Genomic DNA, 26,050 nt, shown 5'->3' on the forward strand with positions numbered 1-26,050 from the left:
AGTCTGTGGGGTATGATTTCTTTGTTGCTTCCATAAGGCTGTCTTTGTTTTTGTATATTGACAGACTATACCTTTGGGAGCTTTTTTTCACCTTTTTTTATTGCCAAAAACTTCTCAAACACGCTCTGATTAAGGTCAGGGAAAAACTACTTAGAGAGCCTTTGAATGAAGCAACGCTTGAACTATTTCATCTACTTTCTAGATCTGATTCTTCCAAATTGAAAATAATTAAGGCGATTTCTAAAGGAGCAGATGTAAATGCTTATGATGAGTCGGAACACACTGTACTTATGAGAGCATGTGAAAGGTTCTCTGATGAATCGATTATCAAGGTAATCCTTGATGGAGGTGCTGATCCAAACATAGGAAACCCAAGTCCTCTTGCATGTGCAATTGCAAGTCGACATTACAGTAGTGATGTTATAAATCTCCTTATTGATAAAGGAGCTAACGTAAATTATAAATTTGATAGTGGACTTACTCTTTTAATGGGTTCCTGTATCCGAAACAATAAAATTGGTCATGAACTATGTCTTATTTTACTTAAATCTGGTGCAGAGCATTCTGTTAAAGACAAGCTTGGAAGAACTGCACTGATATATGCTAGGGGTAACAAAAATACTGAAGCTGTTCGACTTCTACTAGAAGCAGGTGCTATCGAGTAGAGTGGTGATCGTTATCTTTAGGAATATTTTATGTATTCAAACGATCAACTATAATCTAAGACTGATGAGCATTCACTTCAAAAGAAAAGTGATTGGTATTTTTTAGATTTGGAAGGGTGCTACCTTTATCTGACACCTTCTCAAATTAGTGAAATCCTTACCTAGTAAAACTTTTGCCGAATCCATACAAAAATCACGCCGCTAATTCGCAAAAGCCAGAATCTTTACGCAGTAGCGTAGGGTATGTTCATGAAATGGAACGCACCAAATAAATTCACTTAAAATCTATCCTACTGTTTCAAAGTTCTCCATCTAAATATCCAAGTAATTTTCTTAAGAGGGTGTTTGAGAAGTTCGTTGGGGTCAAAAAGATCAAAAAAAGCTCCCAAAGGTATAGCCTGTCAATAGACCTGTTGGGAAACAAAAGCAATGATTAGAGGAGATTTTGCTCTTTCCATCTGTTTTGAAGAAGCGTCCAAATAGAAGTTCTATAAGCCAGCCTCATTCAACATAAGACGGTCATCAAAATCAGGTACACGATTGCGATAAACTGCCGTTACCGCGTTATAACGCTTGATACCTGCATGAGCATGTTCGCATTGGGTAATTTATGGTAATTTGTTTTCTTGGCATTCCCTAAATCCCACATTTGTAAACCCTAAACTCAAAAACATGAAGTTTAAGCCTGCTATCAAACACTCTGTCATCTTAGCTACATGCATACTCAGCCTAGCTTCTTTATTTACTCCAGTAGCTAATGCTGCCCAACCCTCTACAGACCCCAAAAAACCGACTTTGTTAACTAGCGGTGAGTATTCTGGTTCTCTAGTATCTTCCAAAACACCAACAAAGTACTATCTCACTTTCTTAGCAGGGCCCGGTAAGATCACAATTGATACCACCATTTCTCCTAAAGATAATAAGGGGGCAGTATTTTCTTGGGTTTTATCTAAACCCTCTCAAATTGAACAATCATATTGTTCTGATTCCCTTTACTTCGCAACTCAACACACTTCAAACTGCTCTTTTGGTACTGATAAACAACAGTCATTTGTTCTCACGGTTTCTGCTTATGCTAATGCTGAGCCTGTGCAAATAAACTATAAACTAAAAATTTCAGGAGACTGGAAGCCCCTAAACCAAGGCTTTGTTCCCATCATTCCCATCAAGGTTATCAAGGTTATCCCCCTACTACCACAATAAGCCCACCTAAAAATTGTCAGAAGTACCTCCAGTTTAAATCTTGTTAATCTCCTATTCATCAATAGGATGCAAGTGCTGAAAATAGGCTTTTACCTTGCAATGTTCACCAATATGAGACTACGTGCTGCCGTCAGTTATAGCTACAGTCACTTGAATGAAGACAAATCAAACCCCAAGAATTGAGTGGCGGCGCGAAGCGCCGCCACTCAATTCTTGGGGTTTATGTCCTAATACACTTGGCGACAGCTATATGTGCCCTATATAGCTCGCACACTCAAACGCATAGGTTAACAAAAATAAAGCTTAATAACTTTGGGATAAAATGGAGAAAATCATGTATATCTCAGTAGATATCAAAACCTATGCCACGTTATACAGGCATTTCTAGCGAAGCCTTTCGACATCCCCTCGATCGCCAAGCCGAACAAGCCCTCCGCAGCGTCCCCGGATTTGACCTCGTGGCAGGGAAATTTGTCGAGTTTATGTACGAGCGTCCGCAGACGATTTACCACATTGGCAATAGCATTCAAGTAAATCACCGACAATACGCGACAATTCATCGGATCTTTAGAGAATGCGTTGCTGACCTTGATGTTCAGCCCGAACCCACTCTATTCGTCTCCCAAAATCCCGTAGCCAATAGCTACGCTCTCGGCAAAGATCACCCCTATATAGTGATTAACTCAGGACTGTTAGACCTTCTTACCGAAGAGGAAATTCGGGCGGTGCTTGCCCATGAGCTTGGACATATCAAATGCGGTCACACAACCCTGATCCAGATGGCAATGTGGGTGATGAGCATTGTCTCAACCATTAGTGAAATGACCTTTGGCTTGGGTGGTATCGTCAGTAGTGGCTTAATTTATGCTTTCTTTGAATGGCGACGCAAGGCGGAATTATCGAGCGATCGCGCCGCCCTATTAGTCACCAACGAACTAGATACCGTCCTCTCCACGATGATGAAGTTATCGGGAGGAAGTTCCGCCTTTGCCCATGAATTAAGCTTGCCCGAATTTATTCGGCAATCGGAAGCCTATCAAGAACTTGATAAGGATAATCTCAATCAAATTTATAAATTCATGCTCTACAACGGTTTCGGGGCTGGTTCCATGCTCAGCCATCCTTTTCCCGTAGAGCGCGTTCATTATATTCGCGAATGGGCTGAGTCGGAAGATTATCGCAATATCAAGTCTGGCAATTACAAGCGAGGCGATACGACTGGAGCCGTTGATGTTTCTCAATCTCCAAAGAAAGAGAACAAGTCTGAAAGTGAAGCAGAACGCTTGAAACGCCAAATTGACGAACTGCAAGACGAAATTAACCGTCTTAAGCGTCAATAATGCCACTCCCTTGCTTAAGAAGTAATACCAAGTTAAGAAATGGCTACGCCATTTCTTAACTTGGTATTAAGTAGCTAGGCATAAGTAAACTTAAAACCGAGAAGAGCAGACCGCCCGCTGCGCGGGCGGTCTGCTCTCTGGTTTTGTTTTTTTCACTTGAAACCCCAAGAATTGACTGGCGGCGCGAAGCGCCGCCAGTCAATTCTTGGGGTTTATGTCTTGGTACATTTGGCGATCGCTATAATTATGCCTAGCTACTTATACCAATTCCCCAAAGTGTGGCTACACTTTGGGGAATTGAAAAACAAACCCAGTAAGGGTTTTAAAATCACAAAATGGCGTAGCCATTTTGTGATTTGGTATTACTAGGTTTAGTTTTTAATTCACGAAAGTGTGACTACACTTTCGTGAATTGGTATAAAAGCATTATGCTCAATAATTTTAATTTTTAACTATGCTGAATTAGTTATTAAATTTGATTGGATTTATATAAATCTAAAAAACAGATCCAACTCTATAGCAATAAGTACCTCAGGCTAAGTGCTTGTGCAAAATAAATTACCAAAACCCATAAAGTTGTGCCCCTACGGAGCGCAACTTTATGGGTTTTGGTTTGTAATTAATTATGCCTAGCTACTTATGTAATAATTAAATATTGGGAGGGTAATTTACGCATTGAAAGTTATGATTTTTTACTAAAATTGGTTAATCGGCAACAAATGGAAGGGATTTTTTTATAATTTTATAAAATCTAAAAATCCTTAATCTCTTACTGCTAAAAGCTCTTGCGGAAAATAATATTTTTGCCAATTCAAGGATGAAATACAACGGTATCTAGTCCTTGTTAGAAAGTAAATAGCTTGCCCTAAGTCTTCTTGAAATTAGCACAGAGCATATACTGTGATAAAATTTGACCACCTCTACAATTTATTTTTTAAATTCAAAGAATCTTATTTATATCTTGTTTATATTTTTTGGCGACTCCTAAAAATAAAATAAAATATTTTTATTGGAACCCTGTCATTTAGCACTGTTATCTATTTTTATTCCGATCGAAGTACGTAGTTTTTATATAGTCTTTTTAGAAAGTATTTCAAGTAACCTCTCATGATTTGGGTAATTATCAATTTTTATTCCTAAAAAATTGCCTCGCAAATATGCCCAATATACGCAATCCATTTATTACTGGACGATCAACTTTTTCTTGAATTCCACAATCCTTAGAAACAACTAAAATTATGACTACCGAACCCGACGATTCTAAAGGACTGATTATGATTGTGGATGATATTCCTGCTAATTTGGAAGTTCTTTCGGAAACTCTTAGTACGGTGGGGTATGACGTAGCGATCGCTACTAGTGGCGATCGCGCCCTCAAACAGATTGGGCGGCAATTTGGAAGGTTAGTACCTGAATTGATCTTGCTAGATATTAGAATGCCTGACATGAACGGCTTTGAAGTTTGCGAGCATCTCAAAAGCAATCCGTTAACCCAAGATATCCCCGTCATATTTATGACGGCTTTAAATGATATCGATAGCAAAATCAAAAGTTTCGCGCTGGGGGGCGTGGACTATATTACCAAACCATTTCAATACCAAGAAGTTATTGCTAGAATTAAAACCCATTTACAGTTAAGAAGATTAACTCAAGATCTCGAGCAGGAGGTCAACCGTCAAGTTATTTCCTTGCAAAAGGCAAAGCTAGCCGCCGAAGAAGCCAACCTTGCCAAGAGTCAATTTTTAGCCAATATCAGCCACGAACTCCGCACTCCCCTCAATGCCATTTTAGGTATTACTGAAGGACTTCAGGATGAGGTGTTTGGCAGCATTAATCCAAAACAGAATAGTGTTTTACAGACTATCGAACAAAGCGGTACGCATTTGCTCTCCCTCATCAACGATATTCTCGATGTGGCGAAAATCGAATCGGGACAGCTAGAGCTAAACTGCATAGCCGTTGGTATAGAACCAATTTGCACAGCTAGTCTGGAATTTATCAGACCCCAAGCTGTCAAAAAATCGATCTACCTTCGCAGTTATCTTCCTCCAAATCTGCCCCATCTCTGGATAGATGAGTTGCGTATTCGTCAAGTTTTAATCAATTTGCTAACTAATGCAGTCAAATTTACCCCCAATGGCGGACAGGTCATGCTTGAAGTAAGCACTGTCAAAAAAGATGTTTCCGAAACGGCGATCGCCAAAGAATTTCTTCGCATTTCTGTAAAAGACACGGGCATTGGTATTGCTCCTGAAAATATATCGAAATTATTTAAACCCTTCATCCAGATTGATAGCGCTCTTAATCGTAACTATGAGGGCACAGGATTAGGATTGTCTCTGGTAAAACGAATAGTTGATCTTCATGGCGGGAATGTAGATCTGACGAGTGAGTTAGGTGTTGGCAGTTGCTTCACGGTTGAGATTCCCTGTGTAGTTTCGGCAAGTGCCTCTAAATTAGCCAATAAAGTCGGAGCTAGTTCCGAGTCTACTCTCACCCTAGACTCCGAGAAAAAATCATCAAAGGAATTTTCCTCGCCGCTCATCCTGTTAGCTGAGGATAATGAAACCAATATCATTACCATTTCTAGCTACCTAGAAGCGATTGGTTACCGTTTACTATTTGCGAATAATGGCAAAGAAGCGATCGCCTTTGCCCAAAAGCACCATCCCGATCTGATTTTGATGGATATCCAAATGCCTGAAATGGATGGGCTAGAAGCCATCAGACAGATTCGTCTTGATCCTGAATTGATTAATATACCAATTATTGCTTTAACAGCTTTAGCAATGGCGGACGATCGCCAAAGATGCTTGATTGCAGGGGCAAATCATTATCTATCAAAACCCGTAAAACTTAAGGTCTTATCCCAGACCATCAAAGACCTATTGAAATAGCGCAGAAATAACTTAGAAAGCGCTGACTCTCACCCATTGTTGGCTCATGGTTTGCTCATAGAGAGTTTCTAGGCGATCGATATTTTTTACTAAGGTATAACGATCTAAGACTCTTTGTCTTGCCTTAATACCAATAATTTTCGCCATTTCAGGATGATCGACAAATAGTGGTAAAAGCGTACAAAGTTGCGAGGTCACTCGATGGGAGTCAAGCACGATTCCTGCCCCATTTTCGATTACTTCGCCATCAGCGCCCACATCCGTAGCAATACATGCCACACCACAGGACATCGCCTCCAGCAATGATAATGACAGCCCCTCAACTAGGGATGGCAAGATAAACACATCTGTTCCGCGCAAAATTTCGATACGTCTCTGCTCATCCGCAATATATCCCATCCAAATAATGCTCGGATCATTACCATAAAAGGTCTTTAAACCCGCCAGCAAAGGACCCGTACCCACGATCGCTAACTTACAACCTTCGGGCAATCGACATTTACGCCATGCTTTGAGCAAAGCTTCGACATTTTTCTCAGCAGCTAAACGTCCCTGATAGAGAAATAGGACTTCGGCGTTAAGCTCATTCTTAATATTTGAAGCTCCTGGAGAATAGCGATCGCTATCTACCCCATTGGGAATAACTGCAATTCTAGTATTGGGAACACCAAGTTTATTAAGAAGCTCTTTTTGAATATTAGAAAAAATAATAACTTGGTTGTAATCAGCTAGGGATGGGGCATAAATTTGGTAGGTGAGCTGCTGTGTACTTGAGGCAAGGTTGCGCCGCTTGAGATCGAAGGGTTGGTGAAAGGTGGCGACGAGGGGTAGATCCAGTTCGGCACAAATTTCGGGTAGACGAAAATCAAGCGGAGAAATGGCAAGAGAAGCGTGAATGAGATCGGGCTTTAGCGATCGCAAGGAATCGACGAGGATTTTATTAGCTCTTAAGGATGGAACCGTATAAATAGTGGATTTATAAAGAAAAGGTAAGGTGACATCCTGCGTTTCTGGAGTATGTTCTTCTGGCTCTTCATTGTCTGCGTCATTCTCAGGAGCAAAATGCATAAAGCTGACTCGATGTCCGCGATCGAGTAATGCATTGGTAATTTCGCGACTATAGGTCACGTTGCCACAAGCAGGGGATTTTTTACCTAACCATGCAATATGCATGAGCTACACCACATTATTGTCAAAGGTATAATACCAAAACTAGCGGCGGCACAAATTATACAGTCGGTCTTTTCTGTTGGATCATTTATAGCTGTCGTCCAGTGTATTAGGACATAAACCCCAAGAATTGACTGGCGGCGCTTCGCGCCGCCAGTCAATTCTTGGGGTTTGATTTGTCCTCAGTCAAGTGACTGTAGCTATAAGTACCTCAGCATAATTAAAATCCCAAAACCTGCGGCGCACGCGCAGCGTGCGCCGCAGGTTTTAGGATTTCATATTTATAGCTGCCGCCAGTTTTGTTAGGGCAAAATCAAAACCCCAAAGAGAGTTGCCGCGCGGAGCGCGGCAACTCTCTTTGGGGTTTTATGTCCTGATAGGGTATAAAACCCTGATTGGTGGTGCGGAGCACCACCAATCAGGGTTAACTATTTTATGGGTCGCCCGGGATTTGAACCCGGAACAATTCGGTTAAAAGCCGAGTGCTCTACCATTGAGCTAGCGACCCTCGGAAATCAAGCTTATGAAAACTTATTTGTACTTTTGTGTTTTTTTAGTACATCTGTCGTTCACGCGCTTAGCTAGTCTAACATAGGTTTAGCAAATTACACCAGTCAAACTAAAAGGTCTTACCTCAGTAATTTTTATAATAATAGTCTTACCGATTAGTTCTGCTAATGATTGCCCCGTTGTGTTCTCTGTGAAGGCAATACGATTGGTACGAGTACGCCCCATAATCTGTAGGGGGTTCTTGTGGTTTGTGCCTTCGATCATGATTTCCTCAATGCGTCCTGCATAGCGCTGAGAGCGCTCGGCGGCATTTTGATTGACTACATGGTTCAACCGCTGTAAGCGATCGCTTTTGACGGTTTCACTTAATTGATCGTCCCACACAGCTGCAGGTGTCCCTGGACGAGGAGAATAGGCTGCCGTATTAACCAGATCAAAGCCAATGTCATTTACCAATTGCAACGTCCGCTCGAACTGCTCCTCGGTCTCCCCAGGAAAGGCAACGATCGCATCAGCAGTAATGGCGGCATCGGGCATAATTTCACGGATATCCTCAATGATGCGGCGATAGCGCTCGTGGGTATAGCCCCTAGCCATGGCTTTCAGGATATCGTTGTCACCAGACTGGAAAGGAATATGGAAATGTTCACAAATCTTGGGCAGTTCAGCACAGGCTTTAATCAGTCGAGAGCTAAAGTAGCGGGGATGGCTAGTGGCATATCTAATGCGATCGATGCCTTCAATGTCATGGACATAGTAGAGTAAATCGGTAAAAGTAATCTTGCCTCCCACACCCGCACCGATACCACCTGCGGGTAAGTCGCGCCCATAGGCATCGATATTTTGCCCCAGCAAAGTAATTTCTTTGTAGCCTTGGGCAGCCAGCTTTTCGATCTCTTGCCGAATTGATTCGGGTGTGCGCGACTGCTCTCGCCCGCGCACGGAGGGGACGATGCAATAAGTGCAGTTTTCGTTGCATCCATAGATAACATTTACCCAAGCCGCTACAGAGCTATTGCGGCGTGGAGTAGTAATATCTTCTTCGATATAAGCTTCTTCGGTAGCCGCAACTTGATTGCCATTAAAAACCTGTTCGAGCAAATGCCCAAGGCGGTTCACATGCTGAGGGCCCATAACTAGATCTAGTTCGGGAACTCTTCTTAATAAAGCTTCGCCTTCCTGCTGCGCGACACATCCAGCCACGACAAGGGTTAAGTTAGGATTATCGCGTTTGCGTTTAGCTTGTCTGCCCAAGTATGAGTAAACCTTTTGTTCGGCATTATCGCGAATGCTACAGGTGTTATACAAAATCAGATCAGCCTCTTCGCTTTCCTCCGTTGACTGATAGCCCATATCCTCTAAAACGCCTGCCATGCGCTCGGAATCGGCTTTGTTCATCTGACAGCCGAAAGTTACGATGTGATATTTCTGGGGATTCTGAACAGTCATGAACGTGTTTAACCAAGCCGAAAAGATTGCTGTCCTATTCTAATATCTTTCCGCTTGTTTGGGGAAAGATCGACCTATGTTGCTCGCGTTGCGGGCAACATAGGCTTTGATGTTTGGCTATTTAGCTTTTAATCCACACTGAGACCGAGCCACCAGTACAACGAAACTCGCCCCATCCCTCATCGTTTGTGCTGACGGGATCTTCAATATGCTCAGTGATATCGATATAGGTACTGTTAGGGTGTCCGATATTCATCCATTTACGACCTTCCTCACTATTACTCATGACTACCGCCATACCATCAGGATGTTCCTCGTCTCCCAATCTCGTCCAGCCAATTGTATTAGGATGATCGAAATAGTCAATTTGATCGCCATAGGCATAGGTTTGTCGAACCGACAGAAACTTATCCAGCAACCATTGATGACTCTCAATCCAGATTTCGTACTCATTCCCATCTTTGCCCCAGTCTTTATAATGGGCTCCATAATAGTCCGCGTAAAAGATACAGGGATATCCTTCACGACGTAGCAAGATCAGGGCATAGGCAAGAGGTTTGAACCAAGCCTCAACAATCGATTCTAGGGACTGTAAAGGCTGAGAATCATGGTTATCGACCAAGGTGACTGCAAGTGTGGGCTGCACCTGCACCAATGTATTATCAAAAATTGTACTGAGGTCGTAGTTCTCACCCGCTTGGCTGGCGAGATGGAAATTCAAATGCAAGGGTGCATCAAATAAATCGACTTTGCCTTCGGTAACGGCGATAAAGTTATTCAGAGCTTCAACTTCGTAAGACCAATATTCACCTACCGCATAGAGATCGCGTTTTGCATGGTGGCGCACATGTTCAAGCCATTCCTGAAAGAACCCTGCGGATACATGCTTGACAGCATCAAAACGGAATCCATCCACATTGGTCGTATCATAATTCCATTCTCCCCAATATTTAAGTTCTCCTTTTACTTCCGAGTTTTGCATGTCAAGATCGCAACCCATCAAGTAGTCGAAATTCCCTTTCTCTAGGTCTACATCGGTATCAAAAGACTTACCCTTGAGCAAGTAAATGGCATTCTCGCTCTCATTATAGACGTTGTAATCGATCGCATCAAAATGCCACCAGTGCCATTCCATTGTCGAATATTTACCTTTGCGTCCCTCAAAGGTGAAGTGAGTCCAAGCTTTGATCGTTTGATATTCTCCGATTGGTTGATTGCGATCCTCAGTATTGAGGGGTATTGCTTCCACCTCTTCGGCGCGATCGGCTCCGAGCTTATGGTTAAAGACCACATCAGCATAAATACTAATTCCCGCCTTTTGCGCTACTTGAATGGCGCGAACATATTCATCTTTAGTACCATACTTAGTTCTTACCGAACCCTTTTGATCGAATTCACCAAGATCGAACAGATCGTAAATGCCATAGCCCACATCCATCCCACCACCTGTTCCTTTATAGGCAGGGGGGAGCCAAAGAGAAGTAATCCCAATTTTGGCTAATTCCTCTGCCTTCTCGGCAACTTGATTCCACAAACTACCATCATCAGGCATATACCAGTGAAAGTACTGCATCATCACACCATTCCGATCAGACATGGTTTTATTCCTCTATAATAATGACTAATAATTAATAAGTAGCTAGGCATAAGTAAACTTAAAACCTAGAAGATCTTGCCGCTCGCTACGCAGGCGGTACGCTCTCTGGCTTTGGTTTTTAATTATGCCTAGCTACTTAAGTAGCTGGACATAATTAAGACCTAGAATCAGAACCTGTAACGCAAACTGCGCTTACGCTAAGGGTTTTGAGGTTTTATATTTAATTGCGCCTAGTTACTTAACGACTGAAATAGAATACTGAAATAGAATTTAGACATAGAAAAACTAAAATTAAAAACACGAATAGATTACGTGGTAAGAATTACGCGCTCTAGTTTCTGTTTTTAACTATGCCAAATTATTTACAGACAAAGCAATGCTTGCATAATCGCAAAACTAAGGAAGAAATTAATTCTTAAAAGTTGAGACAAAGGTAATCTACGAAACGATTCTAACCTATTCTTTCAGGTTTCAGCTTCATCCTATAGTTGTAAGGAATTCAGGATATCGATCCACCAAAAGACATATGACCAATTAATTATATCAGTATTATTGCGTTTTATGTAGTAATCCATCAAATCGCTCATTTCATTCAATAAATCAATCATTACTCGGTCACAGTAATTATTAGGCAAGACATCAATTACAAATAGGAATGAGGATATCAACTATGAGCTTACAAGAAAGAGCTAAGGCGACTGCTAAAAATATTGAAGGAAAGATTGAAGAAGTCGTAGGCGATATTACTGGTGATACCGCAAAACAAACCGAAGGCAAAGCGAAACAGGTTGAAGCCCATGTTCGCAATGCATCTGAAGATGTCAAAGACAAGGCTAAAGAAGTTGCTGAAGTTATCAAAGATAAGGCTCAACATGTGGCTGATGGTGTAAAAGATCAAGCTAACAAGGTTAAAGATAAAGCTGATTAATGTCAGTTATTCTGAGCAATATATCTTTAGTATGTTTAAAGTATGTTTAATATTTTTAGTTTTTTAAAGATTTTAAATTATTAGGAAATTAAGCATATCACTGAACTATATTGCTTGCATCAATTCACGAAAGTTTGAGAACATTTTTGCGAATTAAAAACCAAGGCTAGTAAGGTTTTCAAGTTAAGAAATGGCTATTCCATTTCTTAACTTGGTATTACGTCCTCCAAGGATTTCATTGATTTATCCTTATCTAAGGAGATTATTTTTAATTGTTTGTCAACCCATTAGGAATTAATTAGGAACTCACATGCTTTTACAAATTTGCCGATCGCTTCTAACTGTTGGTTTGCTTTCACTATTCTCCTTTGGCTTAGTATTTATGCTTCGCGTTGAGAATCTATATGCAGCAAATCCAGTAGAAATTATAGCGACTCAAGCAAGGTTCTATGCTCCTGCTACTTTGATTGCTACGGTAGAGAGAGTAAAAGCCGCGACCAAAGATATAGAAGGAAAAGTGCAAGAAGCGATCGGCAATGTCACGGGTGACACTAAAGATCAAGTTATGGGAAAGGCAAAACAAGCCGAAGCCGATGTTCGGAATGCAACCGAAGATCTCAAGGATAATCTCAAGGATAAATTGAAAATGCCCGAACGCATTAAAGCAAGTTCTAAAGATATAGAAGGAAAAGTACAAGAAGCGATCGGTAATGTGAAAGGCGATCCCCAAGATCGGCTTATTGGGAAAGCAAAGCAAGCGGAAGCAAAGACTCGCAATCTGCTGGAAGATGCCAAAGACAAAGTTAAAGGCTTGTTTGAATAGTTCGGCGAACTTAATGCAGAAAAGGAGGTAAATATATGAATTTCATTTGGTTTATTTTAATTGGTTTGGTTGCTGGTTGGCTGGCAGGACAGATGGTAAGAGGTGGAGGTTTTGGATTGCTTGGAGACATCATTGTTGGTGTGATTGGGGCATTACTTGGCGGATTTCTCTTCAGTACCTTTGGGGTAGCAACAGGTGGTGGATTACTTGGTAGTTTGATTGTTGCCACTATTGGTGCAGTTGTACTTCTCTTTGGATTGCGTCTCATTAGGTCAGCGTAGTAGATAGCTCATACCAGAGCTCAAAATGGCAACGCCATTTTGAGCTCTGAAAAACCCTATACCAATTCCCAAAATGGCGTAGCCATTTTGGGAATTGGTATTACTTAGCAAGTTTCCCGTCGAATCAAACAATATAAGGTCTATAGAAAATCATGGCTGACGAAATCGAGAAGGAAATTATTACTAAAAAGATTAGTTCTGATTCCAATATTCCTGCAAATGGATATAAAGTTTCAGAACAACGCACAACAAAAGTTGCCAATGATAATAGTTCTAATGTTGTATTTATCAGTGTTTTGCTATTCCTAGCAGTAGGAGCAGGGTTTATTGCCTATTTCGTCAATAATCGCCCAGCCCCAACGCCAGTTTTGATGCCGAGTGCCGTTGATACGGTAAGAGAGAATAAATCCACGGTAATCGAACGGAATAACACCACAATTAGAGAAGTACCTGCTACCGTTCAACCAACTCCCAAGGTTGAGATTACGGTCGCCCCTCAAGCTGTTCCTGTACCAGTGCCCACCGTGACTGCGACAGTGACGGCTCAACCCCAAGCCGTTACGCCTGCTGCCACTCCAAAACCCCAGACGGCATCGCCAACACCGACTTCAGGTTCAAATAATTAGTTTGGCGATCGCCATTTGGTGATTTGGTATTAATTAATAGCAAGTCCCTAATGGCGATCGCCATTTGGTGATTTTAAAACCCTTACTGGGTTTAGTTTTCAATCCCCAAAAGTGTAGCCACACTTTTGGGGATTGGTATAAGGTGAGTTCGGGATAGTTTGAAACGGGCTTTGAGAGAGATTTTGTCCTAACAAAACTGGCGACAGCTATATTTCTTATCTACCCCATAAGAACTCTAAATTGGTATCATTTTTCTTAAGTATGACAGGGGTTAAGTTCTGTAGAACGCAGTTGTAGTAAGGCTTTTAATTTTAAAAACAGCATTGTTTTTAGGGGGGGTATTTTGAATTGGTATAAATTCTTGATTAGGGAGGAGCGCTTGATAGCTATGATTAAAATAACGAAGTTTACTCATGACTGAGTAGTTATCTTAATAGTTTGGAGACAGCGATCGTGACTAAAACTAAGCCCCGCGATGTACAAGCAATATATATTGCCGCCGAAACTTTTGCCTTGCGATCGCGCAGTTGGAATCGCTTGCGTTTTGAAATTGAATATGCCCTCGAGAAAGGAACTACTGCAAATTCTTTTTTAATTCAAGGGGCTTTGTCAGCATTAATCGATCCCCCAGGTGGAACATTTACCGAGATTTATCTAAACGAGCTCCGCAAACGGATCAATATTCTCGATATCAGTTATGTGATCCTCGGACATGTCAACCAAAACCGCATCGAAACCCTCAAGGAATTACTGGAAATTAATAGCCGCATTACCTTTATTTGTACAAATGCGGGGGCGATCGCCCTACGGCAGAGTTTAGGAAGCGATCGCGAACTAAAAATCCAAGTTGTACGGGGTGAAGAAACCCTCGATCTTGGTAAGGATCATATTCTTAAATTTATTCCCACCTCCACACCGCGATATCCTGACGAACTCTGCACCTACGACTCCAAAACCAATATTTTGTATACCGACAAATTTTTTGGAGCGCATATTTGCGGGGATCAGGTATTTGACGAAGGGTGGAGTCAATTATTAGGCGATCGCCGTTATTACTTTGACAGCACGATGGCAAACCAAGTCCGTCAAGTGGAAGCGGCCCTTGATAAAATAAGCGATTTTCCTGCGGCTTTTTATGCCCCTGGACATGGACCAATGTTGCGCTATGGCTTGCACGAACTAGTCAATCTCTATCGCCAATGGTGCGAAAATCAAAAACAACAAAGCATCTCGGTCGCTTTACTATTTGCCTCCGCCTATGGCAATACCACCACGATCGCCAATGCCCTAGCGCGAGGCATTACTAAAGCAGGTGTGGCTGTCGAGTTGATCAATTGCGAAAACGCCGAACCAGAGGAAATTAAAAATGCGATCGAAAAATCATCGGGATTCCTGATCGGTTCGCCCACCTTAGCAGGGCATTTGCCCACGCAGGTACAAACGGCTCTAGGAATCGTCCTCTCTACTGCGACCAAAAGCTATCAGGCAGGTGTATTTGGCTCCTATGGCTGGAGTGGCGAAGCCGTGGATATTATCTCTGGCAAATTAAAAGATGCGGGTTATACGCTTGCCTTTGAGCCAATCAGAATTAAGTTCACACCGACCGAAGCAACTTTACAAATTTGCGAAGAGACAGGTACGGATTTTGCGCAAATGCTAAAAATTGCGAAAAAGGTGAGGACGACGCTCAATCCTGGCAGTACCGTCGAGCAAGCCGTGGGGCGGATTGTTGGTTCTCTCTGCGTTTTGACCGTGAAGCGTGGCGAAGTTTCCACCGCAATGCTCGCCTCATGGGTATCACAGGCAACTTTTAATCCTCCAGGATTAACGATCGCTGTTGCTAAGGATCGAGCGATCGAATCTTACCTATATGAAGGCGATCGCTTTGTCATCAATATCCTCGAACAGGGTAAACAACTCCGCAAACATTTCATGAAAAAATTTGCTCCTGGAGAAGATCGCTTTATCAATATCCAAGTCGAACCAACTGAAGGAGGACTGATTCTCAATGACGGATTGGCATTTTTAGAATGTCGAGTTTCCCAGCGCATGGAATGTGGAGATCACTGGATTGTTTATGCGATCGTTGAAAATGGCAAGCTATTGCAATCTAACGGGCTAACTGCCATTCATCACCGTAAAACTGCCAGTAATTACTAGCGCAAAGAGAGTTGTGGCGCAAAGCGCCACAACTCTCTTTGGGATCAATAGCAGTCGGCACTTGCGTTAAGTAGCTATAGCTAACAAACCCCAAGAATTGACTGGCGGCGCTTCGCGCCGCCAGTCAATTCTTGGGGTTTATGTCCTCTTGACTGCTTAAATAAAAATTGAATAAAAAAGCCCAGAGTTGTGAAAGTAATCACTAGCCGATCTTTGGTCGCTAATTATGTACTTTCAAAAGTCTGGACTTTTGTTTAGTTGTGAATCTGTTGAAATTTACTATCTTGAAACTATTAACTATAAAGATGAACTTTAAAGTTTGACTTCGATGTCAACACCTGCTGCTAGATCGAGCTTCATGAGTGCATCGATAGTTTTTGCCGAAGGCTGATAGATGTCAATGATTCGACTATGGGTACGTGTTTCAAAATGTTCGCGAGAATCTTTATCTACGTGGGGCGATCTTAGGACGCAGTAGATACGACGGCGGGTTGGTAGAGGAATAGGACCAACAGCCGCAGCGTTTGTACGATTAGCAGTTTCGACGATTTTTTCGCAAGAGGAATCTAGCAGGCGATGATCGAAAGCTTTGAGACGAATCCGAATCTTTTGTTGTTGAGGTGCCACAGTCTTAGGAATTTATTCGGGTAAAATTTTCAGCGTTTCTTATATTAGCACTCTAGGAGATTAAAATCAAACTAAATTTTTGTTTAGTCCAAAATTTAACTGGTAAATTGAGAAGGAAATCCCCATTAGCAGCTATTTTCAATCAAATATTTGCAAATATCGGGAAATACCTGATTTTACAGTAAGTTAAGTGGGCTTAATTAAATATAAAACCCTAAAGCCTGCGGTGCACGCTGCGCGTGCGCCGCAGGCTTTAGATCGGGATTTTAATTATGCTGAGGTACTTAGAGGCTATGGTGCATCGATAACAGGAGATCCTTTACTGTTACAATTAACTCAGAAATATATCTACATAACTCTTCTATTTAGAAATATGTCATTACTGCTTACATCTCCCTTTTTCGCGCCCATTGTCTATGCGACGATCGCAGGTGCATATTTACTGGTAATCCCCCTGTTAGTGCTCTTTTATTTCAAAGCACGTTGGTACAAAACAGGTTCTCTAGAAAGAGTATTTCTCTGCTTTTTAGCCTTTTTCTTCTTTCCTGGACTATTATTACTATCCCCATTCTTTAATTTTCGTCCTCAAGCAAGAGCCGTTTGAGATTAGGTCATAATCCTAAGGATAAAACCTTAAATATTTTATCTTTAAGGTTTTATCTTTAGGATAAATAGGTTCGTGATCGTCAGATTTTAGCCAATAGCGGGAGATATTTCTGCTGGAAGGAAGCCCTTAGAGATTAAAACTATGCGCCGTATTGATGCCATAGCAATTATGGTAGCTTTTTTTGGATTTGGTGGTTTCGCCTTTTGGATGTTTCGAGCCTATGGTTTCGATACAACCAATGCAGGGGTATGGAGCCAAGTGGTTTTAGTTGGTGTTTTAATAGCTTGGATTTCGACCTATGTATTTCGAGCCGTTACGCAAACTATGACCTATAACCAACAGCTTGATGATTACAAAAAAGCATTCTTGGCTAAGCGTTTAGAGGAAATGTCACCTGAGGAGCGGAATGTTTTACTTGCAGAAGTAGAAGCCGAGCATCAGTTAGTTCGACAAGTTCAACCAATCGATCAAAAAGCCGTCAAAGATGAATGAATCAGCGATCGCCTTACTACTCACTGTTTCATCCGAAACCTCTCACAAAGCGAATTAGTTCTTTTGGTTTCCCAAGAGATTTGGGAGAACGTTTTCAGATAGTCCAGAAGTGGCTGTATTTTGCCAGTGATGGGGAACCATCAAATTTAATTGCTGAAGCGCAATTTTTGCATGATATTTTTGTTGATATTTTAGGATATAAGTCTCCTTTTGAAACCAGTGGTGGTGCGTGGGAGCTAGAATTACACCCCAATCCTGCCCTTGGCTTTTTTACCGAAACCTCAGTCAATGTAATTGCCGAAGTTAGGGTTAATACGGCGGAAGAGGGAGCAATCGTTAAGCCCGAACCAGAGTATGAAACAACTGAGTGGCTGATTGTTTTAGATTATCGAGAAATTTGTCTTTACCACCGTGACGTATCGAGTTTGTTCTGTCAGCGATTTTCTTGGGAGTCTTTGGCGGATTTAGATCAGTTCAAGGCTTTTTATTTTTTGCTGTCGCGACGAACTTTACTCAGGGGAATTGCTAATAGTGAAGAACGATCGCGAACTACCCATTTACTAGAGGAGTCACACCAACTCGAATCGGAATTTCTCAAAAATTTTTACAGTCACTACTACAAAATTCGCAGTCAGCTAATTAAGGATTTCCGCTATCGTTTGCAATTGTTAGCCCATCCTTCGCAGTCTCTACAAGCCAATCTCCAGATTAAGGCGGAAGATGCGATCGCGATCGCCATTTATCAAGCCCAAAAATTATTAAACCGCATCTTATTTATCGCTTACTGCGAAGACCGACAGCTATTACCTGCCAACTTAATTAAGGATGCCTACGAATTTGTAAATCCCTATATCGAGCAACCAATTTGGGAAAACTATAAAGCAATATTTGGTTGGGTACAAAATGGTAATGCTAATTATTCCATGCCGATCAATGCTTATCCATCGGGGCTATTCGCGAGCGATCCGATTCTAGATCGGGCTTTATTTGTGGGTGATGAATTATGCCGTCAGATTAAAGAGATTACCCGTTTTGACTTTTGCGAAGATATCACCCGTCATATCCTTACCTGTCTTTTTGATGAATCGATCAAGGAATTATCACAATATCGCAAAGATCTGAGCAATCTCAGTAAACGCCGCATTCCCAAATTGCCTTGTAAAGCGATTTTGCAAAGTGAATCAGTAATTCGGGTTTTGAAACAGCACCTATCTATATCCAAGATTCCTCGTGATGGCGATCGCCGATTCACTCAAGATACTCTAGCCTATTGCCAAGAATATCAAGAGCGTTTATTAAAGGTTAAAGTTTTGCATCCCAAATGTGGGGCTGGGGTATTTCTGGTCACGGCCTTAGAGTTTTTGCTTTCTGAACATGAGCGCATCTATCATTTATTAACCAAGTTTACCAATGATGTCGAATCGATCGCCTATACAACCCCTGCGGAGACGATCGCCCATATTTTGCAACATAATCTATTTGGCTGTGATGTTGTGGAAGAGTCCATTGAAATCACGCGCCTTTCCCTCTGTTTGCGATCGCTAGAAATCTACGTCTATTTGCCAAATTTTGAGCAGAATATTCAGCTAGGCGATATCTCGACCTGTGATTTTGGGGCAGAATTTAATGCGGCAAATGAGCGTGGTGAAGTGGTGATTCTCAAATAAAAGCCCTGCGAAGCAGGGCTTTTATTTGAGTCTAGGCTTCGTAGGCTTCTAGCGGTAGGCAAGAACAGACAAAATTGCGATCGCCAAAGGCATTATCAATCCGTCCAACACTCGTCCAGAACTTATGTTCCTTTAGCCAAGGCGCGGGATAGGCTGCTTGTTGACGGGTATAGGGGTGAGCCCATTGGTCGGCTAAGAGAGATTCCGCCGTATGTGGCGCATTTTTGAGGGGATTATCAAGTTTATCGAGATCGCCAATGGAGATCGCCTTGACTTCTTGCTTAATTGCGATCATCGCCTCACAGAAGCGATCGAGTTCCGCCTTCGACTCGCTCTCCGTCGGCTCGATCATCATCGTTCCCGCGACTGGCCATGACATGGTGGGTGCATGGAAACCATAATCCATCAAGCGCTTTGCCACATCATCCACCTCAATCCCTGCGATCGCCTTGCAATCATGCAGATCGATAATACATTCATGGGCAACAAACCCATTTTTACCCTTATAGAGAATTGGATAATGGGGAGCAAGACGATGCGCCATGTAATTAGCATTCAAAATCGCCACCTCTGTCGCCAATTTAAGCCCCTTCGCTCCCATTAAAGCAATATATACCCATGAAATTGTCAAAATACTCGCACTACCCCAAGGAGCCGCCGAAATGGTTGTTTGATCGGGATTAGCCGTAAAAGGATGTTTTGGTAAAAATGGTACTAGCTGCGGTGCGACGCAAATTGGTCCCATTCCAGGACCGCCGCCACCATGGGGGATACAAAAAGTCTTGTGCAAATTCAAGTGGCAGACATCCGCACCGATATCCCTTGGACGACAAAGCCCAACTTGGGCATTCATGTTTGCGCCATCCATATAGACCTGCCCACCGTAATAGTGAATGGTGTCACAGATATCCTTGATCGATTCTTCAAATACACCGTGGGTTGAAGGATAGGTAATCATGAGAGCAGCAAGTTCATACTGATGCTTTGCGGCTTTTTCTTTCAGGTCATTGACATCAATATTGCCTTCCCGATCGCAATTTACCGTGACCACCTTCATCCCAGCCATAACAGCGCTAGCAGGATTAGTCCCATGGGCTGAAGTCGGAATGAGGCAGATATGGCGATTGGTTTGTCCGCGATGGAGATGATATTCGCGAATAGTCAGTAGTCCCGCATATTCTCCCTGAGAACCTGCATTCGGCTGAAGCGACACTCCCGCGAAACCAGTGATTTCCGCCAGCCAAGTTTCTAATTGTTGAAAAAGAATTTGATAGCCTTGGGTTTGTTCTAATGGCACAAAGGGATGAATGTTCCCAAATTCAGCCCATGTAACGGGAAGCATTTCTGAAGTGGCGTTTAACTTCATCGTGCAGGAGCCGAGGGGAATCATTGATGTTGTTAAGGATAGATCCTTCGCTTGCAAACGATAGATATAACGGAGTAGTTCTGATTCAGAATGATAGGAATTGAATACGGGATGAGTGAGATAGGAGGAATTACGGATTAGGGAATTGGGAATTGGGGATTGGGGATTGGGGATTGGGGATTGGGAATTAGATATTTTCTCGCTAGCAAAAATTTCGATTAGATTGGTTAAATCTTGTTTGGCGACGGTTTCATCTAAACTAATGGCGATCGCACCATCTTCAAAGTAGCGTAAGTTAATTTGCTTGGCAGCGGCTCGGATTCTAACTTCATTCATTGAGAGCCCGTTCAACTCTATCCGAATCGTATCGAAGAAAGAGTGATGCGTAACGGTATGTCCTAAATTCTCTAAGGCTCCAGCAAGGGTCGAAGCTAAGAGATGTACTCGCTGGGCAATCCGCTTTAACCCTGATGCGCCGTGGTAGACCGCATACATACTCGCCATGATCGCCAGCAAAACCTGCGCTGTACAAATGTTGCTGGTTGCTTTGTCGCGGCGAATATGCTGCTCGCGGGTCTGTAGAGCTAAACGTAGGGCGGGACGACCATGGACATCTTTAGAAATGCCGATCATGCGTCCTGGCATTTGTCGTTTGTAGGCATCCTTTGTCGCCATATAAGCAGCATGGGGACCTCCATAGCCCAAGGGAACGCCAAACCTCTGGGCACTCCCGATCGCAATATCAGCCCCTAACTCGGAGGGAGCTTTAATCAAAGTAAGCGCTAGTAGGTCGGCAGCAACGATCACTAAGCCACCGTGATCGTGAATTTGCTGAATACATGGGCTGTAGTCATAAATCGCGCCATCGCTAGCAGGATATTGCAACAAAATGCCAAAGTAACTCTCATCAAATATAAATTCGTCATGTTTGGCAATTTCCACTTCAATCCCTAAGGGAATTGCGCGGGTTTTCACAACAGCGATCGTTTGCGGATGACAATCAGCCGATACAAAGAATTTATTACCTTTGTTCTTGGCAAGTCCTGCCGCCATTGTCATTGCTTCAGCCGCCGCTGTTCCTTCATCTAAAAGCGAAGCATTGGCAATCTCTAAACCCGTTAAATCGATAATCATAGTTTGGAAGTTTAGTAGGGCTTCCAAACGCCCTTGAGCGATTTCAGCTTGGTAGGGAGTGTATTGGGTATACCACCCTGGATTCTCTAAAATATTGCGCTGAATAATCGGTGGCGTGATGCAGTTGTAATAGCCAGTGCCAATATACGATCGCCAAACTTGGTTTTTTGAGGCGATCGCTTTCAATTCCTGTAGCAACTCGTATTCCCCGCGCGCTTCCCCCAATTGCAATGGCTGCCTAGTGCGAATAGCCTTAGGAACGGTCTTATCGATCATTTCATCGAGAGATTCACAACCGATCGCAGCAAGCATCTGCTGAATCTCTGCGGAGGTTACACCGATATGACGGCGAATAAAACTATCAGTTGGGGCAAGTGCATCATTACTGAGGCAATCTGCAATGAGGCAATTTGCTAAGTAGTCGCTATGGTTGGGATCTGGGGAAAGGGCTGGAACCCTCGATTCTTCTATTTTTGTGGTTTCGGCGATCGAAGAATCTTGGGCTGTCACGGTGAGCGAAGGTTCCAACATAGATTTGTGGCTTGGGTAAATATGTCTATGCTATTACAAATTTATTACAAAGTGTTAAGCATTACTTACAAATGGTTTGTGGAAGCGCCCCCTTCGGTGGGACGCTTCCACAAACCATTTAGGATTGCTATAGATCTGTATAATCTTCATCACCATCGGTATTTATATATTTATATTCAGACGCTTTTGTGCATATCTGGCTCTGACAGACAAAATTACTTCCGCGATTGCTCCTAACTCATCCAAACCACAATTATCCCAAACCATATTTAAGACTTTTTATGCAGATCGATGTAAAACTAAAACGGCAAAAACTAGGTAAGAAATTTTCTTGGACTCCATACCTATTTCTATTACCCGCGATCGCTTTTCTTGGTCTAACTTCATTTTTACCAGTATTACAGGCAATATATCTGAGTTTTACTGATTATGATTTTGTCGGCAGCCCAACCTTTACGGGGTGGCGCAACTATATAAACCTTTTCAAAGATCAAACCTTTTGGAAAACCCTAGGTAACACCCTCACCTACTTAATATTTGCAGTTCCGAGCCTAGTTGTTTTACCTCTATTCTTAGCAATATTAGTCAATCAAAAATTACGCAGTATTAATTTTTTTAGGGCAATTTATTACTTCCCAGTAATTGTTTCTGTGGTCGTGGCAGGAATTGCTTGGAAGTGGGTTTACGCCCAGAATGGAATCTTAAACTATTTTCTTTCGGCGATCTCATTTCAATCTGTAACAATTCCTTGGCTTACCGATCCGAAAACCGCTATCTTTGCCATTATCGCCGTAGTTGTATGGCGAGGTGTTGGCTACTATATGGTAATTTATCTGGCGGGATTGCAGGCGATCCCTGCCGACTTGTATGAGGCGGCAGCAATTGATGGATCTGACGGTTGGCAAAAGCATTGGGATATTACCATTCCGCTAATGAAGCCATATATTATTTTAGTGGCAGTAATTTCTGCGATTGGTGCAATGAAAGTCTTTGAAGAAGTTTATATCATGTCTCAAGGTGGCCCTGCGAATAGTACTAAAACCGTTGTTTACTATTTATATGACAAAGGTTTTACCAGTTTAGAAATGGGATATGCATCGGCGATCGGAGTGTTTTTATTTCTAATCATCTTTATTATTTCAATCCTAACCTTTAAATTTATTAATCCCGCTAAGGTAATTATCTAATTACCTCAGCATAATTAAAATTCAGCTCTAAAACCTGCGCCGTAGGTTTTAGGGTTTTATATTTAATTAAGCCCACTTAATTAGAGACTCTGCCCATATTGATTTGGAAAATATTAGAAAACAATTAAAAAACAGAAGTCATGCCAAGCGATAATATACCAAGTAATAATTCGAGTAATAATAAGCCGAGCGATCATCAAGTTCCGCATTTACTAACAGCGAGTGATATTGCCAATTTACCAGAGGTTACAAAGCTACATTTTCTTAACGCTAATGTTGTGAGAAATACTAAGTCGCTCAGTGATTTAGTAGGCATGAAAAATCTGGGAATTCATTTGGTAAGAGTTGAATCGGGGAAAGAAACAACGGAGTTTCATTTCCATGAATATGAGGAAGAATTTATTTATATTATTTCTGGTCGCGGAATCGCGGAAATCGGCGATCGCGAAATTGAAGTGGGGGCAGGGGATTTTATGGGATTTACTGCCCCATCTTTGCCGCATGGAATGCGGAATCCCTTTGCAGAGGACTTGGTTTATTTGATGGGTGGAGAAAGATTAGATTTTGATATATCTGAATATCCAAAGAAACAAAAACGCAATTTTCGGAGTCACCAGCAAAGGCAAATTGTCGATTTTGACAATATAGCTACAGTCACTTGAATTAGGACAAATCAAACCCCAAGAATTGACTGGCGGCGCTTCGCGCCGCCAGTCAATTCTTGGGGTTTATGTCCTAGTACATTTGGCGATAACTATATTACTAATGTTTGAAACCCATGCCTAAAACTATTTCTAAAACTATTTATTCTCTACTATTTCTATTTTGTATTTCTTTGGCGATCGCTCCTTCAGCATTCTCTCAAGATCAGCAAACCACCATCCCCAAAACAAATCTAGACTTTCAATCCCAATTTTCTCGTCATTTAGCTCAAAATTTACAGGAGGCAAAATCTGAGGGTTGTTTTGTTTTATACGACCTCAAACGCGATCGCTATATTCGCTACAACTCCCTCCACTGTCAAAAGCGCTATATTCCTGCCTCAACTTTTAAAATTTTTAATTCATTGGTTGCCCTTGAGACCAAGGCGATCGCCGATGAAAATACCGTAATTCCTTGGAATGGAGTTAGCAATCCATCCTTTCCCGATTGGAATCAAGACCAAACCATGCGGACAGCTTTTAAGCGATCGGTAGTTTGGTTTTATCAAGACTTAGCGCGACGCGTTGGCAAGGAGAGGATGGCGAAGTATATTCAAGCTGCTGGCTACGGCAATCAAAATATAGAAGATAAAATTGATACTTTTTGGTTGAAAGGTAAACTAAGGATTTCGCCTGAGGAGCAGATTAAGTTTTTAGTCAAACTATACAAAGGCGATTTACCCTTCTCTCCTGCGGTAATAAATACAGTTAAGGACATCATGGTTATCGAGCGTCAAGAAAATTACACCCTTCGGGGTAAGACTGGCTGGGGCATTAATGTTGATGGGTTGCAAAATATTGGTTGGTACGTCGGTTATGTCGAAAGAGATAATAACGTCTATTTCTATGCTTTGAATATGACTAATCAAGATCCAAAGTTTGACATGATCCCCATTCGCAAAAAGATTTTATTTGATACCTTGAGAGATTTACAACTCGTTGACTAGAAAAGAGCCGCGCTTTGCGCGGCTCTTTTCTAGAAAGAATATTCCAAGATATTTTTATTAATTATGAATAGAAAAAGCCAAAAATCATCCCAAAGATCATCATTTAATATCCTGAAAAATATTCCTCAATTTATGCTTTTAATCGCGATCGCTACTGTAACGGTATTTCCCTTACTCTGGCTCGTGAGTACCGCCTTTAAGTCGCCCACAGAAAACATTTTCCAATCCGTACCGCAGCTATTGCCTTCCCAGCCCACGTTGGAAAATTTCATCAAGGTCTGGCAAAACTCTCGATTCGATCTTTATCTTTGGAATAGTTTTTTTGTTTCCTGCATCACCGTCATTCTTAATCTTCTATTCTGCTCCCTTGCCGCATTCCCTCTGGCGAGACTGGAATTTAAAGGAAGAGATCCTATTTTTTGGGCGATCGTGGGAACGACCATGATCCCCTTTCAAATTACGATGATCCCCCTATATATCTTGGCAGTACAACTAAATCTCAAAAACACCTATGCGGGTTTAATTTTCCCCTACGTAATTTCAGCTTTTGGGATCTTTCTATTGCGTCAAGCCTTTCAAAGCGTACCCAAGGAAATGGAAGAAGCAGCAAGGATGGATGGTTGTTCGAGTTTAGGGATTTGGTGGCACATTATGTTGCCTGCGGCATATCCCGCATTAACTACCCTAGCCGTGTTTACTTTTGTGGCGATGTGGGGCGATTTTCTATGGCCATTAGCGATCGTGGATAAAGCCGAGCTATATACCCTACCGCGCGGAATCGCTAGTCTTGCCAGTGCTTTTTCTGAGGATTGGCGTTTAATCGCCGCAGGTTCAGCAATTTCTATGGTGCCTGTGGCGATCGTGTTTGTATTTCTACAACGCTATATCATTCCTACAGAAGCGAGTGTAGGCGTTAAGGGGTAAATAGGTAAGGCGGCGCGAAGTGCCGCCTTACCTATTTTGTACTTGTCATTAGTCCGTACTTAAGGTAGTTTATGATGCGTAAGATATGGACCTTAGTGATGCAGAAAACTCAGTTGAGTCTCAATATGAGACAAGGGTAACACGAGCAAATTCGATACGAAAATCTAACTTTTCGCGTTTGGCAATAGAAGCACAGGCGGGAGGAGGATTAGTTCTAG

Annotated in this window: 21 protein-coding genes and 1 tRNA gene; 16 read left to right on the top strand and 6 right to left on the bottom strand. The window is 42.1% G+C overall.

Annotation, left to right across the window (positions count from 1 at the left end; genetic code table 11):
* The 4 genes from PseudUWO310_RS19755 to PseudUWO310_RS19780 all read left to right on the top strand — a co-directional run.
* On the top strand, positions 1-665 hold a 665-nt coding region (locus PseudUWO310_RS19755), incomplete at its 5' end, for an ankyrin repeat domain-containing protein (RefSeq protein WP_223805767.1).
* A gap of 672 nt (positions 666-1,337) precedes the next feature.
* A complete protein-coding gene (locus PseudUWO310_RS19765; protein ID WP_143122189.1) occupies positions 1,338-1,868 on the top strand; it encodes a hypothetical protein in 531 nt (176 codons plus the stop codon).
* Positions 1,869-2,230: 362 nt separating this feature from the next.
* Entirely contained in the window at positions 2,231-3,208 is a 978-nt protein-coding gene (locus PseudUWO310_RS19770) for a M48 family metallopeptidase (protein ID WP_009626604.1), read from the top strand.
* Between the two features lie 1,238 nt (positions 3,209-4,446).
* On the top strand, positions 4,447-6,105 hold the full coding sequence (locus PseudUWO310_RS19780; protein ID WP_143122191.1) for a response regulator: 1,659 nt from the start codon (positions 4,447-4,449) through the stop codon (positions 6,103-6,105).
* 12 nt (positions 6,106-6,117) lie between these two features.
* Here PseudUWO310_RS19780 and PseudUWO310_RS19785 read toward each other — a convergent pair whose 3' ends face one another.
* The 4 genes from PseudUWO310_RS19785 to PseudUWO310_RS19800 all read right to left on the bottom strand — a co-directional run bounded on the left by PseudUWO310_RS19785 (position 6,118) and on the right by PseudUWO310_RS19800 (position 10,831).
* On the bottom strand, positions 6,118-7,278 hold the full coding sequence (locus PseudUWO310_RS19785; RefSeq protein WP_143122192.1) for a glycosyltransferase family 4 protein: 1,161 nt from the start codon (positions 7,276-7,278) through the stop codon (positions 6,118-6,120).
* A 433-nt stretch (positions 7,279-7,711) separates the two neighbouring features.
* Positions 7,712-7,783 (bottom strand) — tRNA-Lys (locus tag PseudUWO310_RS19790).
* An 89-nt stretch (positions 7,784-7,872) separates the two neighbouring features.
* Positions 7,873-9,234, bottom strand: a complete 1,362-nt coding sequence (miaB, locus tag PseudUWO310_RS19795; RefSeq protein ID WP_143122193.1) for a tRNA (N6-isopentenyl adenosine(37)-C2)-methylthiotransferase MiaB — start codon at positions 9,232-9,234, stop codon at positions 7,873-7,875.
* A 121-nt stretch (positions 9,235-9,355) separates the two neighbouring features.
* The gene (locus PseudUWO310_RS19800; protein ID WP_143122194.1) at positions 9,356-10,831 is read right to left on the bottom strand and encodes an alpha-amylase; all 1,476 of its coding nucleotides are present in this window, start codon (positions 10,829-10,831) and stop codon (positions 9,356-9,358) included.
* A gap of 670 nt (positions 10,832-11,501) precedes the next feature.
* Between PseudUWO310_RS19800 and PseudUWO310_RS19805 the strand changes: the two genes are divergently transcribed.
* From PseudUWO310_RS19805 to PseudUWO310_RS19825, 5 genes are all read left to right on the top strand, one after another.
* On the top strand, positions 11,502-11,759 hold the full coding sequence (locus PseudUWO310_RS19805; RefSeq protein WP_143122195.1) for a CsbD family protein: 258 nt from the start codon (positions 11,502-11,504) through the stop codon (positions 11,757-11,759).
* A gap of 310 nt (positions 11,760-12,069) precedes the next feature.
* Entirely contained in the window at positions 12,070-12,582 is a 513-nt protein-coding gene (locus PseudUWO310_RS23815; protein WP_223805768.1) for a CsbD family protein, read from the top strand.
* Positions 12,583-12,617: 35 nt separating this feature from the next.
* Positions 12,618-12,863: a GlsB/YeaQ/YmgE family stress response membrane protein gene (locus PseudUWO310_RS19815; RefSeq protein WP_143122196.1), complete on the top strand. Its 246-nt coding sequence runs from the start codon at positions 12,618-12,620 to the stop codon at positions 12,861-12,863.
* Between the two features lie 152 nt (positions 12,864-13,015).
* On the top strand, positions 13,016-13,489 hold the full coding sequence (locus tag PseudUWO310_RS19820) for a hypothetical protein (RefSeq protein ID WP_143122197.1): 474 nt from the start codon (positions 13,016-13,018) through the stop codon (positions 13,487-13,489).
* Between the two features lie 453 nt (positions 13,490-13,942).
* The gene (locus PseudUWO310_RS19825) at positions 13,943-15,649 is read left to right on the top strand and encodes a diflavin flavoprotein (RefSeq protein ID WP_143122198.1); all 1,707 of its coding nucleotides are present in this window, start codon (positions 13,943-13,945) and stop codon (positions 15,647-15,649) included.
* A 312-nt stretch (positions 15,650-15,961) separates the two neighbouring features.
* Here PseudUWO310_RS19825 and rpsJ read toward each other — a convergent pair whose 3' ends face one another.
* Positions 15,962-16,276, bottom strand: a complete 315-nt coding sequence (gene rpsJ / locus PseudUWO310_RS19830) for a 30S ribosomal protein S10 (protein WP_009625825.1) — start codon at positions 16,274-16,276, stop codon at positions 15,962-15,964.
* A 373-nt stretch (positions 16,277-16,649) separates the two neighbouring features.
* Between rpsJ and ndhL the strand changes: the two genes are divergently transcribed.
* From ndhL to PseudUWO310_RS19845, 3 genes are all read left to right on the top strand, one after another.
* Positions 16,650-16,880: an NAD(P)H-quinone oxidoreductase subunit L gene (ndhL, locus tag PseudUWO310_RS24040; RefSeq protein WP_055073559.1), complete on the top strand. Its 231-nt coding sequence runs from the start codon at positions 16,650-16,652 to the stop codon at positions 16,878-16,880.
* A gap of 144 nt (positions 16,881-17,024) precedes the next feature.
* The gene (locus PseudUWO310_RS19840) at positions 17,025-17,375 is read left to right on the top strand and encodes a DUF3007 family protein (RefSeq protein ID WP_143122199.1); all 351 of its coding nucleotides are present in this window, start codon (positions 17,025-17,027) and stop codon (positions 17,373-17,375) included.
* Positions 17,372-19,042 (top strand): hypothetical protein, encoded by a 1,671-nt coding sequence (locus tag PseudUWO310_RS19845; RefSeq protein WP_143122200.1) that lies wholly within the window; start codon positions 17,372-17,374, stop codon positions 19,040-19,042. Before PseudUWO310_RS19840 ends, PseudUWO310_RS19845 begins: the two co-directional genes overlap by 4 nt.
* 31 nt (positions 19,043-19,073) lie before the next feature.
* On the opposite strand, the gene gcvP is transcribed toward PseudUWO310_RS19845, so the two are convergent.
* A complete protein-coding gene (gene gcvP, locus PseudUWO310_RS19850) occupies positions 19,074-22,073 on the bottom strand; it encodes an aminomethyl-transferring glycine dehydrogenase (RefSeq protein ID WP_143122201.1) in 3,000 nt (999 codons plus the stop codon).
* Positions 22,074-22,354: 281 nt separating this feature from the next.
* Here gcvP and PseudUWO310_RS19855 point away from each other — a divergent pair, with 281 nt between their 5' ends.
* The 4 genes from PseudUWO310_RS19855 (at position 22,355) to PseudUWO310_RS19870 (ending at position 25,832) form a co-directional block, all read left to right on the top strand.
* On the top strand, positions 22,355-23,260 hold the full coding sequence (locus tag PseudUWO310_RS19855) for a carbohydrate ABC transporter permease (RefSeq protein ID WP_143122202.1): 906 nt from the start codon (positions 22,355-22,357) through the stop codon (positions 23,258-23,260).
* A 140-nt stretch (positions 23,261-23,400) separates the two neighbouring features.
* Entirely contained in the window at positions 23,401-23,922 is a 522-nt protein-coding gene (locus tag PseudUWO310_RS19860) for a cupin domain-containing protein (RefSeq protein ID WP_143122203.1), read from the top strand.
* Between the two features lie 116 nt (positions 23,923-24,038).
* Positions 24,039-24,908 (top strand): class D beta-lactamase, encoded by an 870-nt coding sequence (gene blaOXA, locus PseudUWO310_RS19865; RefSeq protein ID WP_223805769.1) that lies wholly within the window; start codon positions 24,039-24,041, stop codon positions 24,906-24,908.
* Positions 24,909-24,971: 63 nt separating this feature from the next.
* Entirely contained in the window at positions 24,972-25,832 is an 861-nt protein-coding gene (locus PseudUWO310_RS19870; protein ID WP_143122204.1) for a carbohydrate ABC transporter permease, read from the top strand.
* Positions 25,833-26,050: the final 218 nt, after the last annotated feature.

Source organism: Pseudanabaena sp. UWO310 (assembly GCF_006861605.1).
Taxonomy (GTDB): domain Bacteria; phylum Cyanobacteriota; class Cyanobacteriia; order Pseudanabaenales; family Pseudanabaenaceae; genus Pseudanabaena.

Coding starts and splice junctions, on each gene's coding strand:
- PseudUWO310_RS19765 (WP_143122189.1), top strand. CDS start 1,338: ATGAAGTTTAAGCCTGCTATCAAACACTCTGTCATCTTAGCTACATGC.
- PseudUWO310_RS19770 (WP_009626604.1), top strand. CDS start 2,231: ATGCCACGTTATACAGGCATTTCTAGCGAAGCCTTTCGACATCCCCTC.
- PseudUWO310_RS19780 (WP_143122191.1), top strand. CDS start 4,447: ATGACTACCGAACCCGACGATTCTAAAGGACTGATTATGATTGTGGAT.
- PseudUWO310_RS19785 (WP_143122192.1), bottom strand. CDS start 7,278: ATGCATATTGCATGGTTAGGTAAAAAATCCCCTGCTTGTGGCAACGTG.
- miaB (WP_143122193.1), bottom strand. CDS start 9,234: ATGACTGTTCAGAATCCCCAGAAATATCACATCGTAACTTTCGGCTGT.
- PseudUWO310_RS19800 (WP_143122194.1), bottom strand. CDS start 10,831: ATGTCTGATCGGAATGGTGTGATGATGCAGTACTTTCACTGGTATATG.
- PseudUWO310_RS19805 (WP_143122195.1), top strand. CDS start 11,502: ATGAGCTTACAAGAAAGAGCTAAGGCGACTGCTAAAAATATTGAAGGA.
- PseudUWO310_RS23815 (WP_223805768.1), top strand. CDS start 12,070: ATGCTTTTACAAATTTGCCGATCGCTTCTAACTGTTGGTTTGCTTTCA.
- PseudUWO310_RS19815 (WP_143122196.1), top strand. CDS start 12,618: ATGAATTTCATTTGGTTTATTTTAATTGGTTTGGTTGCTGGTTGGCTG.
- PseudUWO310_RS19820 (WP_143122197.1), top strand. CDS start 13,016: ATGGCTGACGAAATCGAGAAGGAAATTATTACTAAAAAGATTAGTTCT.
- ndhL (WP_055073559.1), top strand. CDS start 16,650: ATGTCATTACTGCTTACATCTCCCTTTTTCGCGCCCATTGTCTATGCG.
- PseudUWO310_RS19840 (WP_143122199.1), top strand. CDS start 17,025: ATGCGCCGTATTGATGCCATAGCAATTATGGTAGCTTTTTTTGGATTT.
- PseudUWO310_RS19845 (WP_143122200.1), top strand. CDS start 17,372: ATGAATCAGCGATCGCCTTACTACTCACTGTTTCATCCGAAACCTCTC.
- gcvP (WP_143122201.1), bottom strand. CDS start 22,073: ATGTTGGAACCTTCGCTCACCGTGACAGCCCAAGATTCTTCGATCGCC.
- PseudUWO310_RS19855 (WP_143122202.1), top strand. CDS start 22,355: ATGCAGATCGATGTAAAACTAAAACGGCAAAAACTAGGTAAGAAATTT.
- PseudUWO310_RS19860 (WP_143122203.1), top strand. CDS start 23,401: ATGCCAAGCGATAATATACCAAGTAATAATTCGAGTAATAATAAGCCG.
- blaOXA (WP_223805769.1), top strand. CDS start 24,039: ATGCCTAAAACTATTTCTAAAACTATTTATTCTCTACTATTTCTATTT.
- PseudUWO310_RS19870 (WP_143122204.1), top strand. CDS start 24,972: ATGAATAGAAAAAGCCAAAAATCATCCCAAAGATCATCATTTAATATC.